This window comes from Paenibacillus sp. sgz302191, from assembly GCF_057749925.1.
In genome coordinates this window covers 174,891-194,902 of sequence record NZ_JBYLHY010000006.1, presented here as the reverse complement: position 1 = coordinate 194,902, position 20,012 = coordinate 174,891, and the positions used below count along the sequence as shown (strand labels likewise).

At 54.8% G+C, this 20,012-nt stretch carries 17 protein-coding genes; 12 read left to right on the top strand and 5 right to left on the bottom strand.

Annotated elements, in window-relative coordinates:
- Window positions 1-1,120: 1,120 nt before the first annotated feature.
- Both AC3G2T_RS11155 and AC3G2T_RS11150 read left to right on the top strand, forming a co-directional pair.
- The gene (locus AC3G2T_RS11155) at window positions 1,121-2,110 is read left to right on the top strand and encodes an AAA family ATPase (protein ID WP_488435481.1); all 990 of its coding nucleotides are present in this window, start codon (window positions 1,121-1,123) and stop codon (window positions 2,108-2,110) included.
- Complete coding sequence (locus tag AC3G2T_RS11150; RefSeq protein WP_474684469.1) at window positions 2,107-3,135, top strand: DUF58 domain-containing protein; 1,029 nt, start codon at window positions 2,107-2,109, stop codon at window positions 3,133-3,135. Before AC3G2T_RS11155 ends, AC3G2T_RS11150 begins: the two co-directional genes overlap by 4 nt.
- A 14-nt stretch (window positions 3,136-3,149) precedes the next feature.
- On the opposite strand, the gene AC3G2T_RS11145 is transcribed toward AC3G2T_RS11150, so the two are convergent.
- A complete protein-coding gene (locus tag AC3G2T_RS11145) occupies window positions 3,150-4,355 on the bottom strand; it encodes an MFS transporter (protein WP_474684468.1) in 1,206 nt (401 codons plus the stop codon).
- Between the two features lie 241 nt (window positions 4,356-4,596).
- On the opposite strand from AC3G2T_RS11145, the gene AC3G2T_RS11140 reads away from it, so the two are divergent.
- The 8 genes from AC3G2T_RS11140 to AC3G2T_RS11105 all read left to right on the top strand — a co-directional run bounded on the left by AC3G2T_RS11140 (window position 4,597) and on the right by AC3G2T_RS11105 (window position 13,449).
- The gene (locus AC3G2T_RS11140; RefSeq protein ID WP_488435480.1) at window positions 4,597-6,531 is read left to right on the top strand and encodes a vWA domain-containing protein; all 1,935 of its coding nucleotides are present in this window, start codon (window positions 4,597-4,599) and stop codon (window positions 6,529-6,531) included.
- Window positions 6,515-9,358 (top strand): VWA domain-containing protein, encoded by a 2,844-nt coding sequence (locus tag AC3G2T_RS11135; protein WP_488435479.1) that lies wholly within the window; start codon window positions 6,515-6,517, stop codon window positions 9,356-9,358. Before AC3G2T_RS11140 ends, AC3G2T_RS11135 begins: the two co-directional genes overlap by 17 nt.
- A gap of 100 nt (window positions 9,359-9,458) precedes the next feature.
- Window positions 9,459-9,941 carry a hypothetical protein gene (locus AC3G2T_RS11130; protein ID WP_488435478.1) on the top strand — a complete coding sequence of 161 codons (483 nt, stop codon included), beginning with the start codon at window positions 9,459-9,461 and terminating at the stop codon, window positions 9,939-9,941.
- Between the two features lie 180 nt (window positions 9,942-10,121).
- Complete coding sequence (typA, locus tag AC3G2T_RS11125) at window positions 10,122-11,963, top strand: translational GTPase TypA (RefSeq protein ID WP_474684464.1); 1,842 nt, start codon at window positions 10,122-10,124, stop codon at window positions 11,961-11,963.
- Window positions 11,964-12,080: 117 nt separating this feature from the next.
- The gene (locus tag AC3G2T_RS11120; protein WP_474684516.1) at window positions 12,081-12,359 is read left to right on the top strand and encodes a YlaH-like family protein; all 279 of its coding nucleotides are present in this window, start codon (window positions 12,081-12,083) and stop codon (window positions 12,357-12,359) included.
- A gap of 17 nt (window positions 12,360-12,376) precedes the next feature.
- Window positions 12,377-12,814, top strand: a complete 438-nt coding sequence (locus AC3G2T_RS11115) for a hypothetical protein (RefSeq protein WP_474684463.1) — start codon at window positions 12,377-12,379, stop codon at window positions 12,812-12,814.
- Entirely contained in the window at window positions 12,815-13,090 is a 276-nt protein-coding gene (locus AC3G2T_RS11110) for a hypothetical protein (RefSeq protein ID WP_488435477.1), read from the top strand.
- A gap of 182 nt (window positions 13,091-13,272) precedes the next feature.
- Window positions 13,273-13,449 carry a hypothetical protein gene (locus AC3G2T_RS11105; protein WP_488435476.1) on the top strand — a complete coding sequence of 59 codons (177 nt, stop codon included), beginning with the start codon at window positions 13,273-13,275 and terminating at the stop codon, window positions 13,447-13,449.
- 57 nt (window positions 13,450-13,506) lie between these two features.
- Here the strand turns inward: AC3G2T_RS11105 and AC3G2T_RS11100 are convergent, their stop codons facing one another.
- Entirely contained in the window at window positions 13,507-14,061 is a 555-nt protein-coding gene (locus AC3G2T_RS11100) for a YhcN/YlaJ family sporulation lipoprotein (RefSeq protein WP_488435475.1), read from the bottom strand.
- A 172-nt stretch (window positions 14,062-14,233) separates the two neighbouring features.
- Between AC3G2T_RS11100 and AC3G2T_RS11095 the strand changes: the two genes are divergently transcribed.
- Window positions 14,234-15,565 carry a PhoH family protein gene (locus tag AC3G2T_RS11095; RefSeq protein WP_488435474.1) on the top strand — a complete coding sequence of 444 codons (1,332 nt, stop codon included), beginning with the start codon at window positions 14,234-14,236 and terminating at the stop codon, window positions 15,563-15,565.
- Window positions 15,566-16,230: 665 nt separating this feature from the next.
- On the opposite strand, the gene AC3G2T_RS11090 is transcribed toward AC3G2T_RS11095, so the two are convergent.
- Together AC3G2T_RS11090 and AC3G2T_RS11085 are read right to left on the bottom strand one after the other, a co-directional pair.
- Window positions 16,231-17,346 (bottom strand): coiled-coil domain-containing protein, encoded by a 1,116-nt coding sequence (locus AC3G2T_RS11090; protein WP_488435473.1) that lies wholly within the window; start codon window positions 17,344-17,346, stop codon window positions 16,231-16,233.
- A 101-nt stretch (window positions 17,347-17,447) separates the two neighbouring features.
- A complete protein-coding gene (locus tag AC3G2T_RS11085) occupies window positions 17,448-18,413 on the bottom strand; it encodes a hypothetical protein (protein ID WP_488435472.1) in 966 nt (321 codons plus the stop codon).
- Window positions 18,414-18,535: 122 nt separating this feature from the next.
- On the opposite strand from AC3G2T_RS11085, the gene AC3G2T_RS11080 reads away from it, so the two are divergent.
- Window positions 18,536-19,660 (top strand): class I SAM-dependent methyltransferase, encoded by a 1,125-nt coding sequence (locus AC3G2T_RS11080; RefSeq protein WP_488435471.1) that lies wholly within the window; start codon window positions 18,536-18,538, stop codon window positions 19,658-19,660.
- Window positions 19,661-19,695: 35 nt separating this feature from the next.
- Here AC3G2T_RS11080 and AC3G2T_RS11075 read toward each other — a convergent pair whose 3' ends face one another.
- Window positions 19,696-19,926, bottom strand: coding sequence for a DUF2626 domain-containing protein (locus AC3G2T_RS11075; RefSeq protein WP_474684455.1), 231 nt, complete (start codon window positions 19,924-19,926; stop codon window positions 19,696-19,698).
- Window positions 19,927-20,012: the final 86 nt, after the last annotated feature.

Here is a 20,012-nt window from a genome sequence, read left to right as displayed (position 1 = left end):
CGGGCCGGGTCTGGGAAAAACCTGCGAAAGTGCAGGTTTTTTTCGCAAAAATGGTTCATTTTGGCCAAAAGCCTGCGATTGTGCAGGAATTTTCCTTAAAAATGAACCTGAGCCCATGTTAGCGACAAAAAGCCTGCACATTTGCAGGAATTTTTTGTGGCCGGCGTATCCATCGAGCAAAAACTGCACTTTTGCAGGTTTTCTTCGTGCAACCGGAAAATGATGCGACTGACTCTGGTGTGTGGGTTTCTCAGAAGCCTACAAATGTGTCGAACAATTGCAGGAATTTACCGCGAAATCGAACCTGATCCCAATGTACTCGGCGAAAAACCTACACAAATGCAGGAATTTTTCATGGCCAGCGCATCCATCGAGCAAAAGCTGCAGTTTTCAGGTTGTTGCAAAAGTCCAACTGATTCCCCTCAGATCCATTTTTAGTGGAGGCGTCTCATCTCAAAGTGGAAAAATTGATTTAAACCGATCTGCGAGGGGCATTTAGGCCATACTTTTGGTGTTTTTATGATCATCGAGAAAAATAGGTGGTTTCTTAACAGCCTACACAATTGCAGTTATGCTTCATTATCAGCGTATCGACGAGTCGGATAGATGTACTTTTACAGGTTTTTATCCGTGGCTCCCAGTAAGGCTGTGCGATCGGCTCCGGCTTGCGGGTTTCTGGGCACGTTATCTTCGCGCAGCTAGCTTGTGAGATAAACCCTTCCGAGGTTTTTCGAAAGTGGCGATTTCGTTCGGAGGCAGGTTGATTCGCCGATCAGAATGATGGCCTGCGCATCTTAGCTTGTATCGAACTTGAATCATCTGATCGGGTGACAAGGATGATTGTCCGGTTGCCCTAACGCGGTGTTGCGCTGCATGACTGCGGTCGGTCGACCGCAATCGCTTGTCAGCCAAACGTTCGGAGAATGGCCCGATATCGGAGAAAGGCCCGGAATCTGGCGGACGGCCGCTCGGCCAGCGTGCGTGCGGAACGTGGGGCTTGGCCGCCTGCCGCACAGCGCCGCAACGCGCCCCGAGAAAGACACACTGTGAAGGAGTTGCTCCTTTTGATTTTTATGCAACATATATTGCTGTGGATAACACAGACGGGAGAGGGAAAGCGATGGTGGAATCCAAAGCGCAGCTTGAAGCATGGAGTGCGGCGGTCGGCCGCATAAAAGAACAGATCGGGCGGGTCATCGTCGGACAGCAGGAGGTGGTCGAGCAGCTGTTGTGGTGCATGCTTGCAGGCGGGCACGCTTTGCTGGAAGGCATTCCGGGGCTCGGCAAAACGATGCTCGTCAAGACGATCGCCGATACGGTCGATTTGAGCTTCTCGCGCATTCAGTTCACGCCGGATTTAATGCCTGCCGACATTACGGGCACGAATGTGATCCAGTTCGGCACACAGGGAGAAACGTCGTACCGGTTCCAGCGGGGGCCGTTGTTCGGCCATTTCGTGCTTGCCGACGAGATCAACAGGGCGACGCCCAAAACGCAAAGCGCTCTGCTCGAAGCGATGCAGGAAAAGACGGTTACGGTCGGCTCCGAAACGTATCCGCTTCCTTCGCCTTTTTTTGTGCTGGCGACCCAAAATCCGCTTGAGCAGGAAGGCACTTATCCGCTGCCGGAAGCTCAGCTGGACCGCTTTTTGTTGAAAATTCACGTGACGTATCCGACGAAAGAAGAGCTGAAGCAAATCGTTCTGCGGACGACCTCAGCTAGCGAGGAGAAAGCCGAAAAGGTCGCCGACGGCGATCTGCTGCGGGAAATTCAGCAAGGGCTCAAACAAATATTGGTTGCGGAAGAAGTGCTGGACTATGCGGTTCAGCTGTTGATGAATACGCACCCGGAAGAGGCGGACGCACCCGAGGCTGTCAGGAAATACGTCCGGTTCGGCTCGGGCCCCAGGGGCGTGCAGGCGATCATCGCCGTATCCAAAGTCAGGGCATTTTTGGCAGGGCGTTTTCACGTTTCCAAACAGGATATTGCCACGGCTGCGATTCCGGCACTGCGCCACCGGCTGTTTTTAAATTTTGAAGGACAAGCGCTGGGTGTTTCGCCCGATTCCGTCATTCGGGATGTCATCCTTAAGCTGGAGAACGGGCGATGAGAGGCGGTTTGCAACTGCTGGATGCAAGCCTCATGCGGCGTCTGGATCAAATGAGCGTCGCTGCCAAAAGCAGGATCAGCGGAACGATGCAGGGGAAGCGCCGCTCGAAAAACTACGGCTCTTCCCTTGATTTCGCCGATTACAGGCTGTACAGCCCCGGAGACGATACGCGCCAGCTCGATTGGAACGCGTACGGGCGCACGGGCAAGCCTTTTATAAAGCTGTTTATGGACGAGCAGGAGCTCCACATTCACCTTTGGCTGGATGCTTCGAAATCGATGGATTTCGGACGAACAGGTTTCGCGGCAGGCCCACCGGGACGCCCCTCCGCCGGTTCCGCCGCCTCGTCCTCCTGGGGTCTGACCACCCGCCGAGCAGCGCCGCAAAGCGGGCCGGGAGAGGCGCGAGTTGGGAAAGGCTCCGGAGCTTCGCCGCTTACCAAATGGGAGTACGCAAGAACGCTCGCCGCGGCGATCGGGTACGTTTCGCTGAACCGGTATGACCGCGTCAGCGCCGCGGCTTTTACGGATCGGGTGACAGGGCAGTTGAAGCACCTTCGCGGCAAAGGCAGCGCGGCAAGGCTTTTTGAGTTTTTGGCGGGCTGCGAGGCGCAGGGAGCGGGCGATGCCGGGGCCGTGTTTTGCAATCCGGCGGTGCTTCCGCGGCAGGCGGGCATGACCTGGCTGTTTTCCGATTTTTTGTATGAAAACGGCGTTCTGGAGGCGCTTCAATATTTGCTTGCCGCGAAGCAGGAAGTGGTCGTCGTGCAAGTGCTGTCGCCAGAGGAGCTGAACCCCGGTCTCAGCGGCGAGCTAAGGTTGATCGACAGCGAATCGGGCGCGGCCAAAGAGGTAGCCGTCACCGGCAAAGTGCTGCAGTCTTACCGGAAAGCGGTAGAAGCGTACACGCAGTCACTCAGATCTTTCTGCTTTGAACGCGGGATTACGTATTTGCTGGCGGCTACCGATGTGCCTCCGGGCGATTTTTTGCTTGGCGAGCTGCGCCGCAGCGGACTCGTCCGGTGAAAGAGCAAGCAAGCTTATGCCCGCTGGACGATGCGAACGCCGCGTCTGGCGTGCCATAGGGACCAGCCGTAAATAAGCAGGAAGGCGACCATCAGCACGATGGAAAACCGGTACATCCAGGCGTAGCTGCCAAGCGCGTTAGCCAACGCTCCGAGCGCCATCGCGCCGACTCCGATGCCGAGATCGTTGGCGGAGAAAAAAGTGCCGCTCGCCGCACCGCGGCGGGCCGAAGCCGCACGGCTGATCGTCCACGCCTGCAGTGCCGGCTGGATGGAGCCGAAGCCGATGCCGTAGCACAATGCGGCGGCCGCCAGGGAGCCCTCGGAGTGCGCAAACGAAAGCAGCAGCAGCCCGCATATCGTGAACAAAGCTCCGGGGAGCAGCACCCATTCGTGGCCTTTCCGGTCGAACAGCAGACCGGTTATAGGTCTGACGATCAACACCATGGAAGCGTTGCAAAGAAAAAACCATCCGACATTCGAAATCCCGGCTTCGCGGCCGAATAAAGTAATGAACGTGACGATGCCTCCGTAGCAAACCGCTGTGCAAAACAGCAAAACGGACGGCAGCGCAGCGCTTCGCTCCATGAGCCGGTCGATGAGCTTCGGCGGCTGAGCCGGTTTTTCGAACGGCCTGGGCTTCGGGTAGGCGATAAAAAGCGAGCTGAGCAGCGACATCACCGCAAGTACAGTGGATAGTTGAAGTACACGATGGAAGCCGTAAGCGTGCAGAACCCATAATCCGGTCATCGGAGCCGAGGCCAGGGCAAACGTATTCGATAACCCGTAGTAGCCCATTCCCTCCCCGCGTCTTTCCGCCGGAATAATATCGGCGATGACAGTGCCGAGGGAAGTGGTGGAAATGCCCCAGCCGATGCCGTGCACGAAGCGGGCGGCGAGAATGAGCGCGACAGCGGCCATGTAGGAATACCCGGCAATGGTCAGAATGCAGATCGTTAATCCGACCAGCAGCACGTGTTTTCTGCCCAGCGTGTCCAGCGCCTTGCCGGCAAAAGGCCGCGTAATCAGCGATGAAATCGTGAACAGCCCCATCACAAGCCCGACCTGCACATTGTTTCCTCCAATATCCAGGATGTGGACCGGAATGGTCGGAATCAGCATTTGAAAGCTGAAAAAAAGCAGCAGATTCGAAAGCGAAGTAAGCAAGAAAGCTTTTGTCCAAAGCGGTTTTTGGGCGTGAGCCGGTTGCGATCGTTCCATAAGTCCTCCTGTACAGGAAAAGTGCATTTTGTGAGATAAACCTCTATCGAGGTCTTTTCGAAGATGAGCGACCGCGTTCAGAGGTAGGTTTATTCGCCAATAAGAATGCTGTTCTACGCGCTTTAGCGCTGTAAAGAACTTAAACATTCTTATGTGGTAAAAAAACGCGGTTGCAGCATAGCTGCCGCCGGTTCCGAAATAGTATGCCCGAAATATTCAGAAAGAAAGAGGTGAGCCTTTCATGCAGTTCGCGTCCTTAAGCGGTCTCTGGTTTTCGCTGTCGCTGCCTTTTATCGTCATCCTGTATCTTCTAAAGCGGCGCTATGTGGATACCGAAGTATCCAGCCATTTGCTTTGGCAGCGAATTCTGCGCGAGCAGGAAGCGAATCGGCCGTGGCAGCGTCTCCGCCGCCAGCTTTTGCTCTGGCTGCAGCTGCTGGCGGCCGCGCTGTGCGTGCTTGCGCTCATGAAGCCGTTCGTCCCCGGAACGGGCGGCGGCGGGACGGCGCGAGTCGTCTTCGTGCTGGACGCTTCCGCCAGCATGCAGGCTTCCGCAGGGGGCGTGACGAGGCTGCAGCAAGCGGAGCGGCAATTGCTGGAATTCGCCCGCGAGCATGCGCCAAACAGCGAATATACGCTGCTTGTCATGAGAGATCAGCCGGAAGTGGTGATGCAGCGGCAAGCGGGCATTCCCGCCCTGGAGTCCGCAATTCGGAAGGTCACGCCTTTTTATGGAAAAACCGCCTATCAGGCTTCGCTGTCGCTTGCTGCTGCGCTCACTCGGGATGACCCCGAAGCACAGGTGCGCATTTACACCGACGGCCAATGGACGGAAAACGGATCAGGAATCTCTTTCGTCGTACCTGTTGCCGTCGAGCGTACGGAGCTTGCCGGGACACACGAAAACGTAAGTATTGCGCAGTTCGGCGTGAAACAGGGAGGCAGCGGTTCCGGGTATCAAGCCGTAGCTGTCGTCAAAAACTGGGGCGCCGAGCCAGCATCATTCGAGGCTGCGCTTTATGCTGATGCCAAGGCAGTAACAATCGAGCGCTTGACTTTACAACCTGACGAACAGCAGACCGTTTATTTCGAAAATCTGGAAAGCGCAGCCGTTTACAAGCTGGCCCTCGACGTTCAAGACGCGCTTGCGGAAGATAACACGGCCTACGCGTTTTCCGAAGGAGGCGGGCGCAAGAGAGCCGCCTATGTCGGCAGCGGCAGCTTGTTTTTGGAAAAAGCGCTCGCTTTGGCGAAAATCGATGTGCTGAAAATACAAAAAAGCGCCGACGGGACGTATCCGCTGCCAACCGGGACGAGCCCCGATCTCGTCATCCTCGACGGCGTATCGGGGGCGGAGCTGCCGGGAGAGCCCTGGCAGCGGCTCCTGAAATCGACGCCGCTCTGGACATTTCCTCCGGCCGCCCCGTCACCTTCGGCAAGCCGCCAGGTTTCGCCTCCTTATACGATTGCCGATCATCCGGTCACCCGCTTCATCCGGCTGCAGGACGTGAACGTCGCTCAAGCGGACGAGGCTGCCGGCGCCGGTCAAAAAGGGGCCAAGCCGATCGTGGAAGCGGGCAGGCTGCCGCTGCTGCTGGCGGGCACGGAAAGCGGCGTTCCGCGCCTCGTGTTCGTTTTTTCCTTGCAGCAATCCGATTTGGCGCTGCGGGCTGAATTTCCGATTCTGGTGCAAAACGCGGCCAATTGGCTGACACGGCAGGACGGCGCGAGTCTGGGACGATTCGTAGCAGGCGACAGAAGGGAGCTGGCGATTCATCCGGAGACGGCCAAGGCCGTTTGGAAGCCCGAGTCAGGTCAGGGTGCCGAACAGGCGGCTGAACAAATTGGAGGAGCAGTAGCAGCTTTGCAGACGATCCCTGCGGTGCCAGGGCTGTACCGTTTTGTGGAGTACGATGCCCAAGGCAATGTTGTCCAGTCGCGACTGCTGGAATCGGCGATCGATTCACGGGAATCGAATATCAACGGGAAAGCGGATTTACTGCCCGGGGCCACCCCTGGCGAACGGACGGACTCGGGCAATACGGATGCATCCCGCGCCGCCGTTTCGCCGGACAAAGAACCGTTCGCGGTTTCTTTAGTGCCCTGGATCGTTGCTATGCTGTTGATCCTGCTGCTGCTGGAATGGGAGGTGTATAGAAGTGGGCATTCAGTTTGACCGCGTGTGGGCTCTGCTGCTGATCGTGCCCCTCGTTTTTTATATCCGCCTCATGTGGCTCCACGTTCCAAGGCTGAACGGCACGCGCAAAAAATTTGCGGTTGCCGTCCGTACGCTTGTCCTTCTGCTTCTCGTGCTTTCGCTTGCCGGGACGCAGCTGTTCACATGGAAAAACAATAAAACCGTCGTCTTTGCCGTGGACCGTTCCGACAGCGTAAAGGCGGACAGCCGGGAAGCCCAGTGGATTCGCGCCGCCGCCAAAGAGCGGTCGGAGCAGGACGAAGCCGGGGTTGTTTCCATCGGGCTGGACGCTTATCTGGAAACGTCTGTGGACACCAAGCCTCTTGTCGGCTTCCAGTTCACTTCGCGGACGAATGCGCAGTTTACGAACTTGTCCGCCGGGCTGCAGCTTGCTTCCGGCTCCCTGGGAGACGGCAAGGGAAAGCATATTGTGCTGCTATCCGACGGCGAGGAAAACGTCGGCGATATGCTGCGGCAAGGCGCACTGCTCCGCGATCGCGGAATTGCCGTCGACGTCGTGCCCATGCCTGTCAAAGAGAAAAAAGATGCCGCCGTCGAAGAAGTGCGGGTTCCCGACAAGCTGTACCAAGGGGAAGCTTATTCGGTCGAGGTGCAGGTAAGGGCGACTGCGGCCGGTCCCGCACAGCTGCGGGTTTATGAAGACGACCGGGAAATAACGGCCGGGCAGGTAACGCTCGAAAAGGGCGAAAACCGCTTTGTCGTCAAATCGCTGGCGAAGGAGCCGGGCATTCACCGGTACAGGGCCGAGATCTATATGGACGGGGACGAGCAGTCGGCGAACAACACGCATTATGCGTTCAGCAAAGTGCAGGGGCCGCCGAAAGTGCTCATCGTCGAGGGCAAGGAAGGAGCTTCGCAAAATGTGGAGGCGGCGCTTAGGTCCGCGTTGATTCCTTTCGATACGATAACGCCGGAGCTGCTGTCGAACAATTTTGTTTCGTATGCCGGCTATGAAAGCATCGTTTTGAATGACGTCCCCGCAACCCGCATTCCGCAGGTCAAGATGGAGATGATCGAGCAGGCCGTACGCGATTACGGCGTCGGTCTGGTCATGCTCGGCGGGCAGGACAGCTACGGTTTGGGCGGATATTTCAAAACGCCGATCGAACGCGCGCTTCCCGTCTACATGGATTTGCGCGGCAAGCGGGAAATTCCGTCGCTCGGCATCGTGCTCGTGATCGACAAATCCGGCAGTATGGCCGGGGACAAAATGAAGCTGGCCCAGGAGGCGGCCTCCCGGACGACGGATTTGTTAAGGGAGAAGGACACCCTCGGCGTCCTCGGATTCGATTCGTCTTCGCTCTGGTACGTAGAGCCGCAGAAGCTGACCGACAAGCCGGACGTCATCCGCAAAATCAATTCGATTCCCGCCGACGGCGGCACCGAAATTTATTCGGCGGTGGAAGAAGCTTACCGGAAGCTGTCGAAGGTGGACGCGCAGCGGAAACATATCATTTTGCTGACGGACGGGCAGTCCGCGACGGATCAAAGCTATCAGGCCCTGACGCAAAACATGCAAAAGGACAATATAACGATGTCCACAGTGGCGATTGGCACCGATGCGGATCAGGCGCTGCTGAAGCAGCTTGCCGATCTCGCCAAGGGCAGGTACTATGCCGCTGTCGATCAAACGACGATTCCGGCGATTTTCAGCCGCGAGGCGGTTTTGATTTCCCGCACGTATATCGTGAATCAGCCGTTCGTTCCCGCCTATACGGGGGGAGCCGACTGGATGGGCTTGTTCGGGCAAGGGGTGCCGGCCCTGAACGGGTATATCGCGACGACGCCGAAGGAAACGGCGGACGTGATTTTGGCGAGCCAGGAGCCCGACCCGGTTTTGGCAAGGTGGCAGTACGGGTCCGGCCGGTCGGTTGCATGGACGAGCGACGTTACCGGAGCGTGGTCGGCGGACTGGGTCAAGTGGCCGGGTTTTCCGAAGGCGCTGACGGGTATGATCAAATGGACGTTCCCGCAGTTTGAAGCTTCGCCGATGGAGCTGACCGGACATTTGTCAGGCAGCGAAATGACCCTGGAAGCGCGGATCGGGAACGGCAGCGGGAGCGCCGGTTTGCAGGGCGAGCTTCGAGCGGTTATAACGGACGACTCCCTCGGCACGAAGGATGTCGCCTTCACGGCTACGGCGCCGGGAGAATATTCAGCGCAAGTGCCTGTGGATAAGTCCGGCGTATATTTGGTGAAGACGGAACTTCTGGCGCCGGAGGGCGGGGAAGGCGCAGAGAAGCGCGTGATCGGCAGCGCGACGTCGGGGTTCGTGATCCCGTATTCGCCGGAATACCGGATCACGGAAGGCAAGGGCCCGGACAAGCTGAAGCAGCTTGCCGCCTTGACCGGCGGCCGGGTGCTCTCGCTCGAACACCCGGAGGACGCCTTCGCCTTCGCTTCCGCCGCGCAGAAGCGGGCGGTCCCCATCAGCGCGTACCTGCTGATGGCCGCGCTCGCGCTGCTGCTGCTTGATATCGCAGCGCGCCGCGTCAGCCTGCCGTCCGCCCTGTGGGCCCGGCCGGCTGCGCGATTCGGGCGGGCCCGCCGCGAAGCCGGCCCGCCGCAGCCTGCGGAGACGCCGCTTGCGCGTCTCCGCGAACGCCGGCAGCTTGCGGAGCGCAAGCTGCAGCGGCCCCCGGCGGCGGCTGCGCGGCCCGCCGCCGCCGAAGCGGAACGGCCCGCGGCCGCCGCTCCGCCAGCGCCCCCGGCGGCGTCCGAGGCCCCGCCGCCGCCGGATGCGATGAGCCGTTTGCTGGAAGCGAAACGGCGCAACCGCAAGTAAACGCCGCGCCTTCTGGCGTTTTTTCCGCAAGTGAGATACACTATTTGCAGATGAGTGTCGAACGGGCGCTCACTTTCGGCGAATTGGGGAGGGAAGCCTTATGGCTAGAAACAGCTACTCCATCGGTGTGCTGCTGATCGGGGTTGCGATCGTTTTGCTGCTTGGGAAATTAGGGGTCTTTCACTTTGTCTTTGCTTATTTATGGCCGCTGGTGCTACTTATTCCGGGGCTGTTGTTTCACGCTTTGTATTTTAACCGCATGCTTCCGGCCGGGGTTCTGCTGCCGGGCGGCATATTGACGACGTATTCGCTCATGTTTTTTTACTGCAACATTTTTGGATGGGGCTCGATGAGCTACTTGTGGCCCGGCTTTATTTTCGGAGTGGCCGTCGGTCTGTACGAGCTGCATTTGTTTGACCGGGGCCGCGACCGCGGGGTCATGACCGCCGCGCTGATTTTGGGCGTCGCATCCGCCGTTTTCTTCGTCCTTGCTTTATTGTTCAAGCTCGGCATCTACGTCGTTGCCCTGCTGCTCATCGTAGGCGGTGTGCTGATCATGATGCGCAAGCCGAGAATATGGTAGCGGGGATGGGCCTGCAAAGCGGGGAAATGTCCGTTTACAATAAAATAAAGTGCAAAATCCTTGCATAATGTCGCTTTTTTGCATATAATAATGTTAAATGTCAAGCGTCGGCGCTTTCGTCCGACGCTTCTTTTATGATCAGAGACGAAAATCATAGGGTAGAGAGGGTTTGAATAATTCATGCACGCTAGAGACAAGATTCGCAATATCGCGATTATCGCGCACGTTGACCACGGCAAAACTACGCTCGTCGACAAGCTGCTGCAGCAGTCTGGAACGTTCCGCGATAACGAGGCCGTTCAGGAAAGAGCCATGGACTCCAACGATTTGGAGAGAGAGCGCGGCATTACGATTTTGGCCAAAAATACGGCGATTAATTATAAAGACTATTTGATTAATATCGTGGACACCCCGGGACACGCCGACTTCGGCGGCGAGGTTGAACGGATTATGAAAATGGTCGACGGCGTTCTGCTCGTAGTCGACGCTTTCGAAGGCACGATGCCGCAAACGAAGTTCGTACTGCGCAAAGCGCTGGAGCAAAACCTGTCGCCGGTCGTCGTCGTCAACAAAATCGACCGACCGAATGCGCGTCCGGCGGAAGTTGTCGACGAAGTGCTCGATTTGTTCATTGAGCTGGGAGCGACGGATGAGCAGTTGGATTTCCATGTCGTGTACGCCTCCGCGCTTCAAGGCACATCCAGCCTTGACCCGGATAAGCAGGATGCGAACATGGAAGCGATCTATGAAACGGTCGTTCAGCATATTCCTGCGCCTACGGAAGACGTGGATCAACCGCTGCAGTTCCTCGTTACGCTGATGGATTACAACGAGTATTTGGGACGCATCGGGGTCGGCCGGGTGAACCGCGGCAAAATCCGCCAAGGGCAACCGGTTGCGGTTATTACCCGCGAAGGCGCTACAAAACAGGCGAGAATCGAGAAATTGTTCGGTTTCTCCGGCTTGAAACGGATTGAAATCGAAGAAGCCGGCGCAGGCGATATCATCGCGATTGCCGGGATTAAAGAAATCAACATCGGCGAAACGGTTGCCGATCCGACGAATCCGGAAGCACTGCCGGTGCTGAAAATCGACGAGCCGACGCTGCAGATGACGTTCCTCGTGAACAACAGCCCGTTTGCCGGCCGCGAAGGCAAATGGGTAACGTCCCGCAAGCTGCGCGAGCGTCTGTACAAAGAGCTGGAAACCGACGTCAGCTTGCGCGTGGAGGACACGGACAGCCCTGATGCTTTCATCGTCTCCGGGCGCGGCGAGCTTCACCTCGGCATCCTGATCGAGAATATGCGCCGCGAAGGTTTCGAGATGCAGGTGTCCAAGCCGGAAGTCATCATCCGCGAAATCGACGGGCAAAAAATGGAGCCGATCGAGCGCTTGATCATTGACGTTCCCGAGGACAGCATGGGCGCGGTTATGGAAAGCCTCGGAACCCGCAAAGCGGAAATGGTCAATATGATCAACAACGGCAACGGCAACGTGCGCCTGGAGTTCCTGATTCCTGCGCGGGGCTTGATCGGATACAGAACGTACTTCCTGACGCTGACACGCGGCTACGGAATTATGAACCACGCGTTTGACAGCTACGGTCCTTACCTGGGCGCAGGCGTCGGCGGCCGTCACGAAGGCGTGCTCGTATCCAGCGAAACGGGAGTGTCCACGCTGTACGGCATTCTTTCCGTCGAAGACCGCGGCGTGCTGTTCGTTCACCCGCAGACGGAAGTGTACGAGGGCATGATCGTAGGCGAGCATACTCGCGACAACGACATCATCGTCAACATTTGCAAGGAAAAAGCGGTCAACAACATCCGTTCGGCGAACAAGGAAGAAACGGTGAAAATGAAAACTCCCCGCATCTATTCCCTGGAGCAGGCGCTGGAGTACTTGAACGATGACGAGTACTGCGAAATTACGCCGAAATCCGTTCGTCTGCGCAAAAAGATTTTGAATAAAAGCGAGCGCGAACGCGCTGAAAAACACCGCAAAATGTCCGAAGCAGGCGTATAATAAATAAAAGGCAAAAAAGGGAAATGCAGCAGAGTTACTTTCTTGAGCTGTCATTTCCCTTTCCCTATATTTTTCGTATGCTTGTGAGAATTCGCTTTCATGGAGGTGAGACTTGTGTTGACTGGGTGGTTTGGCGATCATATCCTGATTACATATTTGTTGATTTTCGTGTTTATGTCGTATGTGTATAATAAAGTGTTCCGCGCGCGCAAGCTGCCGGTTTTGAAGACGCTCATCATCTACGTGCTGATTGCGATCGGCTCGATCATGCTGCTCTTTTTCCAGGTCGCGGGATTGCCGATCGTGCCCAGTCTGGCTGTGGCCGTATTTCTCATGTTCCTGGTCCGGGTGCGCTATTTTGTTGAAAAAAGAACCGGTAAAAGGTCTTCCCAATAAGGGAGGGGGATTGGTTGATGATCCGCTATTGGTTAACTCCTATTATTTGCAGGGAACCTGTAACTTTCGGGGCTGATCGTCTGTGCTGCGAACCGCCGGGCGAGGTTGACGCTTTGCGGGAGGAGGCGCATGCGCTCCATCCGCGGCTTTTGCCGATGTTCAAAGCCAGTCTGCTGCTGAGCGATGACGAAGAGCTGTGCGGCTCCGAGCTTGTCGAGGCGGATCTGGCCGCTCCTGGCGTGCTGGCGTTCGACGGCAATCCCTTGCATATATCCCATTGCGCGGAAGCTTTTTTGGATCGTCTGCTTGCTCCCGAGGCATCGAGAGAGTTGGTAAGGGAACTGAAGGGCGGCGCAGGCGGACTTTCCGACCGGCAGCTGCTGTGGAAGCGCCAATGGCTGGAATGGCTGGAGAACGGGTATGAGGTCATTTTGCTGAGAGAGGATGGTAGATGAGTGAAACTTCAGGATGCGCTGTTTAATTGGCTGCAGATGCATATTGTCGCGGAAGCGCGGACGGAAGATCGGGCGGCGGCGGAAACGCTCGATTTCTTCGCCGTTCTATTGCGGGAGGATCACGCGGTAACAGGGATGCAGATCGAAGGTGAAGACGCCATCAAGGTCATCATCGCTTATGAGCAGGAAGGAGTAAGCAGGAGTGTATCCTTCGACCGGGAGGCGGCGGAAAAGCTGCTGGAAGACATCAACTCAAATCCTAAATATAATCAATAACTTGCGACACCGACATAACTTTGCCTTCCGGACGATACAATAGGGTATATCCTGCCGCAGGCCGAAGGAGTGTTCGCATGGATTGAAAAATGGATACATAAAAGTGGAACACGTGCTCTTGCTTGTGATATACTGAAATTGTAAGGCTAGTATGCTACTACCTTGTAGGAGGCGCAAACATCATGGCCGAACCAATTACAACTTTACCGGAGCAATTGTTTTCAGCCTTGCCAAGCGACAATCCGGCTTGTGCCGAGACAGGCATCAAGTCGGCTCGGACCGCCGTGTTCTGTGCATTCAACCGACGTGCAGCGATTGAGCTGGACGGACAAGTTTTTCATGCGATAAAAAAAGCCTAGACATGCTTACGCTGTCAGGCTTTTTCTCGTCTTTTCCAAGTTTATCCAGTTATCGGGCTACAGGTTAGGTCTTCCTACCTGATTCGCATCGTTCGGTACGGGGTTGCTTGGGACATCTCTAAGATCGCGGGGGATCTGCGGCATAATCCGGCCGACGATATCGGCCATCTGCTCGGCAAAGCCTGTGACAGGCCTTCCAGCCCTAATATTATCGCGAATGTTGCGCAAGCGCTGATCGAGGTCCATATCTGCGGTAACGATGGCATTGACGCCGTACGGGTCTTTGCGCAGCGCTTCTGCGACGGAATACTTCACGGTTCCGACTTTGGATCTGTCCATATCTTTTTTTACATTGATTCCTACGACAGCCGTGTTGCCGAATACAACACAATGGGCACTTTCCACTTGCGGAACGCTTACCGCCAGGTTCTCCAAACGCTCTGCGACTTGCTGCGGATTTTTAATTTCCAGTTTTTGCGGAGCGATTTGTTGCACTTTAATTTGATCCTGATTTGCATTTGGAGAGGGGGCAGCACCACTTTTCGGCGCTTGGCTGCAGCCGGCAGCAAGGAAAAGCAGCGGCACTATCAGACAAATTCGTTTCACCAGCATCGATCCTTTCTTTTCCTTGAATCTTGCGTTTAGTTTGTCCTGCACAGCTATTTTGTATGTATGCATCAGATAGCATGGCATCTGGCACAAGGAATGAATTTGATTCCAGCGAATCAAAAATTGCATTCCTACAGCAAAAGATCTAACGCCAAATCCGGGAGGGGACACACATATGAAAAAAATTTACGTGTTGGATACCAATGTACTGCTTCAGGACCCTAATTCTTTATTTGCTTTCGACGATAATGAAGTAGTCATACCCGCCGTGGTGTTGGAAGAGATCGATTCGAAGAAACGGAACGCCGATGAGATTGGGCGAAATGCCAGACATGTATCCCGTCTGCTTGACGGTCTGCGCGTCAAAGGTACATTATCCGATGGAGTCACGCTGGAAAGCGGCGGCAGCATCAAGGTGGAGCTGAATCACCGCAGCTTTGCCAAGCTTCAGGAAACGTTCGCCGAGCTCACCAACGATAACCGGATTCTCGCGGTTGCGCTCAACTATCATCTGGAAGAGCAGGAGAACGACGATCCGAAGCCTGTCGTGATTGTCAGCAAAGATACTCTGGTGCGAATTAAAGCGGACGTTCTCGGGCTGACGGCTCAAGATTATTTGACCGACCGCATTGTCTCCCAGACTGATATGTATACGGGATATGTGACGCTGCATGTGCATCCGTCGATCATAGACGAATTTTATACGTACCGCTTTTTGAACCTCCATTCGCTGAATCTCGGGTATTCGCTGCATTCTCATGAATTTGTTATTTTAAGGGATGAACTGGGAACGTCGAAATCCGCTTTGTTAAAAGTCAATGCCGAAGGCAAAAAGCTGGAGCCGCTTTATATGAGCAACGAGCCCGTATGGGGAATCGCGGCGCGCAACGCCCAGCAGCGCATGGCGCTGGAATTGCTTTTAAACGACGAGATCCCGCTGGTGACCTTGACCGGCAAAGCGGGCACTGGCAAAACGCTGCTGACGCTTGCCGCGGGGCTTATGAAAATCGAAGACGAGCGCAAGTACAAAAAGCTGCTGATCGCCCGCCCCGTCGTTCCGATGGGCAAAGATATCGGATATTTGCCCGGTGAAAAAGACGAGAAGCTGCGCCCCTGGATGCAGCCGATCTATGATAATCTGGAGTTTTTGTTCGATACGAAAAAAACGGGCGATATCGATAAAATATTGGCAGGGCTGGGCAGCATACAGGTGGAGGCCTTGACGTACATCCGCGGGCGCTCCATCCCGGGACAATTCATTATCATCGACGAAGCTCAGAACTTATCGAAGCATGAAGTGAAGACGATCGTCTCGCGTGTCGGCGAGAACAGCAAAATCGTGCTGCTGGGCGACCCCGAGCAAATCGACCATCCTTATTTGGACGCATCCAGCAACGGCCTCACTTATGTGGTCGAGCGATTTAAGCAAGAGGGGATCAGCGGCCACATCACGCTGGAACGAGGTGAACGTTCGCACTTGGCCCAACTGGCGGCGGACCTGCTATAACGAGAAACGCAAACAAGCCCTTATCCGTATCTGCGGATAAGGGCTTGTTTGCGTGGCATCGGTTCGTTGCGTGGAAAGCCCGCGATTGCATAGATATTCCCCGCTTAGAGCGGGCTTGAGCCTGCGCAGCGGCTGGAATGCCGTACTAACCTGAAAATAACGAACGATGAACACATGGGCATGGGGCTGCCCATAAACCCACACGCCAGGGCCGATCGCACAATCTGCCAAGCTGCACGAAAAACCTCAAAAGTCAGGCTGCCCAAAAAACTGCCGCGTCATAGGCGATAGCCACAATCTGCCTGGCTGCACGAAAAAACCTGCAAAAATACATGAATTTGTGTCCTTAACCACTGGCCACGAAGAATTCCTGCAATTGTGCAGGCTTTTCATCGAATACATGGACTCCGATTCACTTTCAGCGAAAATTCCTGTACTTTTGCAGGTTTTTCGCCAAAACAAACTAATTTCGCAGAAAAAACCTGCACTTTCGCAGGTTTTCTCCCTGTCCAGCCGGCTTGTGTCCTCCCACTTCAGTGCTGTAACTTGCTCAAGAGAGGAGTGGATTGAGGAAGAACGGCTGTACCCCCTCAGGTTCCTCTATCCCGTCACTTTGTTATCAATCTAATCTGATTGTTGCAGGTTTTCGACGCAGCCCCATCCGTTCACTTTGTAAAGGATAGCTTGAGTTTGACGACAGCCTTCCCGTCTTTTGTTTCTACGCTCACGACATCGAGGTAGCTGACCATCTTTTTCGGGATGAAGCCTAGCTTGAATTCTTTCATCATGTCCGCGATCGTCGTATCCGGCAGCTCGAAGCCGTTGAATTCGATACGGTCGATCAGGAACCGGACTTCGTTCATGTCCGTTCCTTCAATTAAGGCGAATTTGCCTTGCAGCTTGAAGGCGAGATCGTCTTTTTTCCCCGAGGCGACAATGCCGTCGTTCTGAAAGGTGAAGTCGAGATTTTTCAACTGCTCGTTAGTCCGGTGCAAATAGTCGTTGAAATCGCGGTCGCTGATCGTGATCAGTGGGTTGCTGAAGGAAGACAAATCCAAATATTTATTGTCGGCGCCGCTTTGCGTAATAAACTGGGGAAATTCAAGGAAAGCGGCGGACAGCTGCTTCAAGTATTCGCGGAACACAGGCAGGCCTTCTTCTTTCCATTGATCGTTCAACGACTTGATCTGCTGCTGAACGACCGCCGCCTGGGCCGTCACTGCAAGCTGTTTGTCCAGTTCTTCCTGGAGCGTGACGAGCCGCTGCCGCTGCTGCAGCCAATTGTCTTTCGTTTTCTGCAAATCGCTGCGGGACGTATCAAGATCCACCCGCAACTGCTTGAGCTTGGCGAACGATTCGGTAAAGCTGGCCAACGCTTTGTGGTCGTTCACAAGTATCATTTGTATGTATTCCAACATTCGGATCGCATCGCTGACCGAAGTAACGGTGAACAGAAGCGTCCAAATCGTATCGCGGTCTCCGGTGTAATAGGCTCTGAGCACTTTGCCGGCATGCTTTCTCGTTTCTTGAACGCTGTCGTTTTGCCGAACGATATCCTGCTCGTTAAGCCGGATTTGGTCGGCGAGCTTGGCGTCCTGCTCGTTCAGTCTGGCGAGTTCCCGGTCGATTTCGTATATCGTCAGCCCTTTTTGCAGCAGCTCTTTCGTATTATCGTGTGCAGCGCCTGCCTCTTCAGCCAATACCGAACGGATGGGCGCGGCCGTATTCCAGATGAGCATCGCCGATAAAACGACGAGCATGATTCGGTTCCTGTATTTCATTCAGACGTTTCTCCCCCTATGTACAGATTATCATATTTCTATTAAATGAAGCACAAAAAAATACTTGCCCCCCGGCGAAAGGAGCAAGCATGTAAGGAAAGCTATTTTTTTGTTTTGACTATCAGCTTAAGGACGTCATTAAAGTCTTTAACCTGGGCTGGAACTTGCTTGGTGAAGGCAGGGGCTTGATTGATCCCGTCATAGGTTTGGTGGAGCGTCAATTTGTTCTCCGACGATTTGCCGTCAGCCGCAGTTACCGTGAAAATAATGTCCATCGACTGGTCGCGGATGAAACCTTGATCGTCGATCGCGACGCTCAGCGTGCCAGGGGCTTTCAGTTGGACGCCGGTCAGCGACTTTTTGAGCTGTTCCGCTTTGTCTGCGGCGAGCAGGCCGTTATTTTGCAGCGTGCCGACGAAATCCGGCAGTTTGGCTTGCAGCATGGCGTTCAATTCTTTTTCGTTTTTCGCGGTCAGGTCGATGCTGATCGATTTGGCGTTCGAACCGTCTTTCAGCTTGACAGGTTCTTTGGCCTCTTTATACCATTTGGGATCGGTGCCCTGGAAAATGATGCTGCTTAGCGCCGCGGTCAATTGCGATGTGTTTTTCAAATTATCAAGCTTCAGCGGTGCCGCGCTGTTTTGGCTAAGCTGCTGCAAATCGACGGCATAATATTCGTCAGCCGTTTTATTGATAGCTGGTATATTGAAATACAATTTGTTATCTTTAATAAGAATAGGTATTGCAATCGGAGACGTAGTCCCTTTGGGGGTAATTTTCAAATCGGTCTCGAACCGCAGCGGATCGAGGCTGCTGGCGCCTTTCCACTCAATGGTGCTTTCCCGGAATACGCCGAGAATTCCGTTCGTAAGAGGATTCGGAGAGCTTATCAGCGCGTCGCTGATTTGCAGAGCTGCGCTGCCGTCAAACGAATACGATTTCATTTCCTGCTGCTTGGTTAACGATGTTTCCACTGTTTCTTTGATCTTGGTGTTGTCCGTACAAGCTGTTAACGAAACGAGGCCGACCGAGGTGATCACCGTTAACGTCATCCATTTTTTAAACATGTATTCCAGTCTCTCCTTCCATAAGTCCTTCTTCATTATAATGGTTTATACCCGGTTTGTCTGTATGTAAACAATTGCAAAAAACGCTTGCAATTTGCAGCGAATATCAGGAGGCAATCTTTGTGAATGTGCAGCTTGGTCACCCGGAAGTCGTTCAAGCGCTGATAGCCGCTATCCGGCGGCACGAGAAGCGGGCGATTCCGTTTCGCGATTATATGGATATATGTTTATACCACGAGCCCGGAGGATATTACCGCAGCGAGACTGTCAAAATCGGGAAAGACGGCGATTTCTACACCAGCTCTTCGATCGGCACCGCAATGGGCGAGATGGTGGCCGCGTTCATCGTTCGCCGGGCGGCCGAGACCGTGCGGGAAACGGAGCCGGTTTCCATCGTAGAATGGGGAGGGGGCAGCGGCCGGCTTGCTCTTCATCTTTTAAATGAGCTGCGGCTGACAGCACCGTCTTTGTACGCCCGTCTCAGCTATACGATGATCGAATCCAGCGGATATCATCGGCGGTTGCAGGCTGAGACCTTAAAGCCGCACGAGGCTGTCGTCCGTTTTGTTGCGGATGCGGACTGGCTTGCCGCTCCTCCGGGCGACGGGATTTTTGTGCTCGCCAATGAGCTGCTCGACGCATTTCCGGTTCACCGGGTAAGGTACCGGGAAGGGCGGTACGAGGAGGCGTACGTGGCGTGGGACGAGCCGGATCGATCTTTCCGGGAAGTCTGGCATCCTGCAGCATCCAAACGATTATTAGACTATATGACCGGGCTAAAAGTTCAATGGCTGGACGGGCAGATCGGGGAAGTGAATTTCGCCGCGGAGGACTGGCTGCACGCGGTAGCGAAGCGCGTTCGGAGCGGAGGCGTCATCGTCATCGATTATGGCGATCGGGAAGAGGAAATCTACGGGGCGCACCGGCAGCGCGGCACGTTGATGTGCTACCGGCAGCATCAGGCTGCGGACGATCCGTTTCAATTTCAGGGGCGGCAGGACATGACGGCTCATGTCAATTTCAGCTTGTGCCTGGATGCGGCGGCGCGAGCGGGGTTTACCGGCTGTACGCTGCGGACGCAGCGGGAGTTTCTTGTGGAGCAGGGCATTTTGCACAAGCTGCAGGAGCATCACGACCCGAATCCGTTTAGCGAGGTTGCAAGGAAGAATCGCGCCATCCGCCAGCTGCTGCTCAGCGATCAAATGAGCGAGCTGTTCAAGGTTATGACAGCGCATAAAAAAAGGTGATCCGAATGATGTCATTCGGATCACCTTTTTGAATTTTACACGGACATTCTGAAGAAAGACCAATACGTAAATCCGCTGAAGGAGATGATCATATATCCCCAAAACAGCAGTATGTAGGTGCGTTCTGATAAGCGCATATAGCCCAGAATCACGAAAACGGCCGTTTGGAAAAAGAAAAGCAGAGACATCGGAATCATATCTCCCGCTAAACTCATCAATGCGATGACAAGCGTCCAAAATCCTAAAACCCGAAACATGCGATCCATTTACGTTTTATCCCCCTCTCATGCCGCGATGCACTTTTACTACATCACATTATACCTTTTGCTTAGACGAGTGTAAACCTCCAAGC

Bases quoted from the DNA above. Each gene is read 5' to 3' on its own strand.
- AC3G2T_RS11155 (WP_488435481.1), top strand. From the start codon at position 1,121: ATGGTGGAATCCAAAGCGCAGCTTGAAGCATGGAGTGCGGCGGTCGGC.
- AC3G2T_RS11150 (WP_474684469.1), top strand. From the start codon at position 2,107: ATGAGAGGCGGTTTGCAACTGCTGGATGCAAGCCTCATGCGGCGTCTG.
- AC3G2T_RS11145 (WP_474684468.1), bottom strand. From the start codon at position 4,355: ATGGAACGATCGCAACCGGCTCACGCCCAAAAACCGCTTTGGACAAAA.
- AC3G2T_RS11140 (WP_488435480.1), top strand. From the start codon at position 4,597: ATGCAGTTCGCGTCCTTAAGCGGTCTCTGGTTTTCGCTGTCGCTGCCT.
- AC3G2T_RS11130 (WP_488435478.1), top strand. From the start codon at position 9,459: ATGGCTAGAAACAGCTACTCCATCGGTGTGCTGCTGATCGGGGTTGCG.
- typA (WP_474684464.1), top strand. From the start codon at position 10,122: ATGCACGCTAGAGACAAGATTCGCAATATCGCGATTATCGCGCACGTT.
- AC3G2T_RS11115 (WP_474684463.1), top strand. From the start codon at position 12,377: ATGATCCGCTATTGGTTAACTCCTATTATTTGCAGGGAACCTGTAACT.
- AC3G2T_RS11105 (WP_488435476.1), top strand. From the start codon at position 13,273: ATGGCCGAACCAATTACAACTTTACCGGAGCAATTGTTTTCAGCCTTG.
- AC3G2T_RS11100 (WP_488435475.1), bottom strand. From the start codon at position 14,061: ATGCTGGTGAAACGAATTTGTCTGATAGTGCCGCTGCTTTTCCTTGCT.
- AC3G2T_RS11095 (WP_488435474.1), top strand. From the start codon at position 14,234: ATGAAAAAAATTTACGTGTTGGATACCAATGTACTGCTTCAGGACCCT.
- AC3G2T_RS11090 (WP_488435473.1), bottom strand. From the start codon at position 17,346: ATGAAATACAGGAACCGAATCATGCTCGTCGTTTTATCGGCGATGCTC.
- AC3G2T_RS11085 (WP_488435472.1), bottom strand. From the start codon at position 18,413: ATGTTTAAAAAATGGATGACGTTAACGGTGATCACCTCGGTCGGCCTC.
- AC3G2T_RS11075 (WP_474684455.1), bottom strand. From the start codon at position 19,926: ATGGATCGCATGTTTCGGGTTTTAGGATTTTGGACGCTTGTCATCGCA.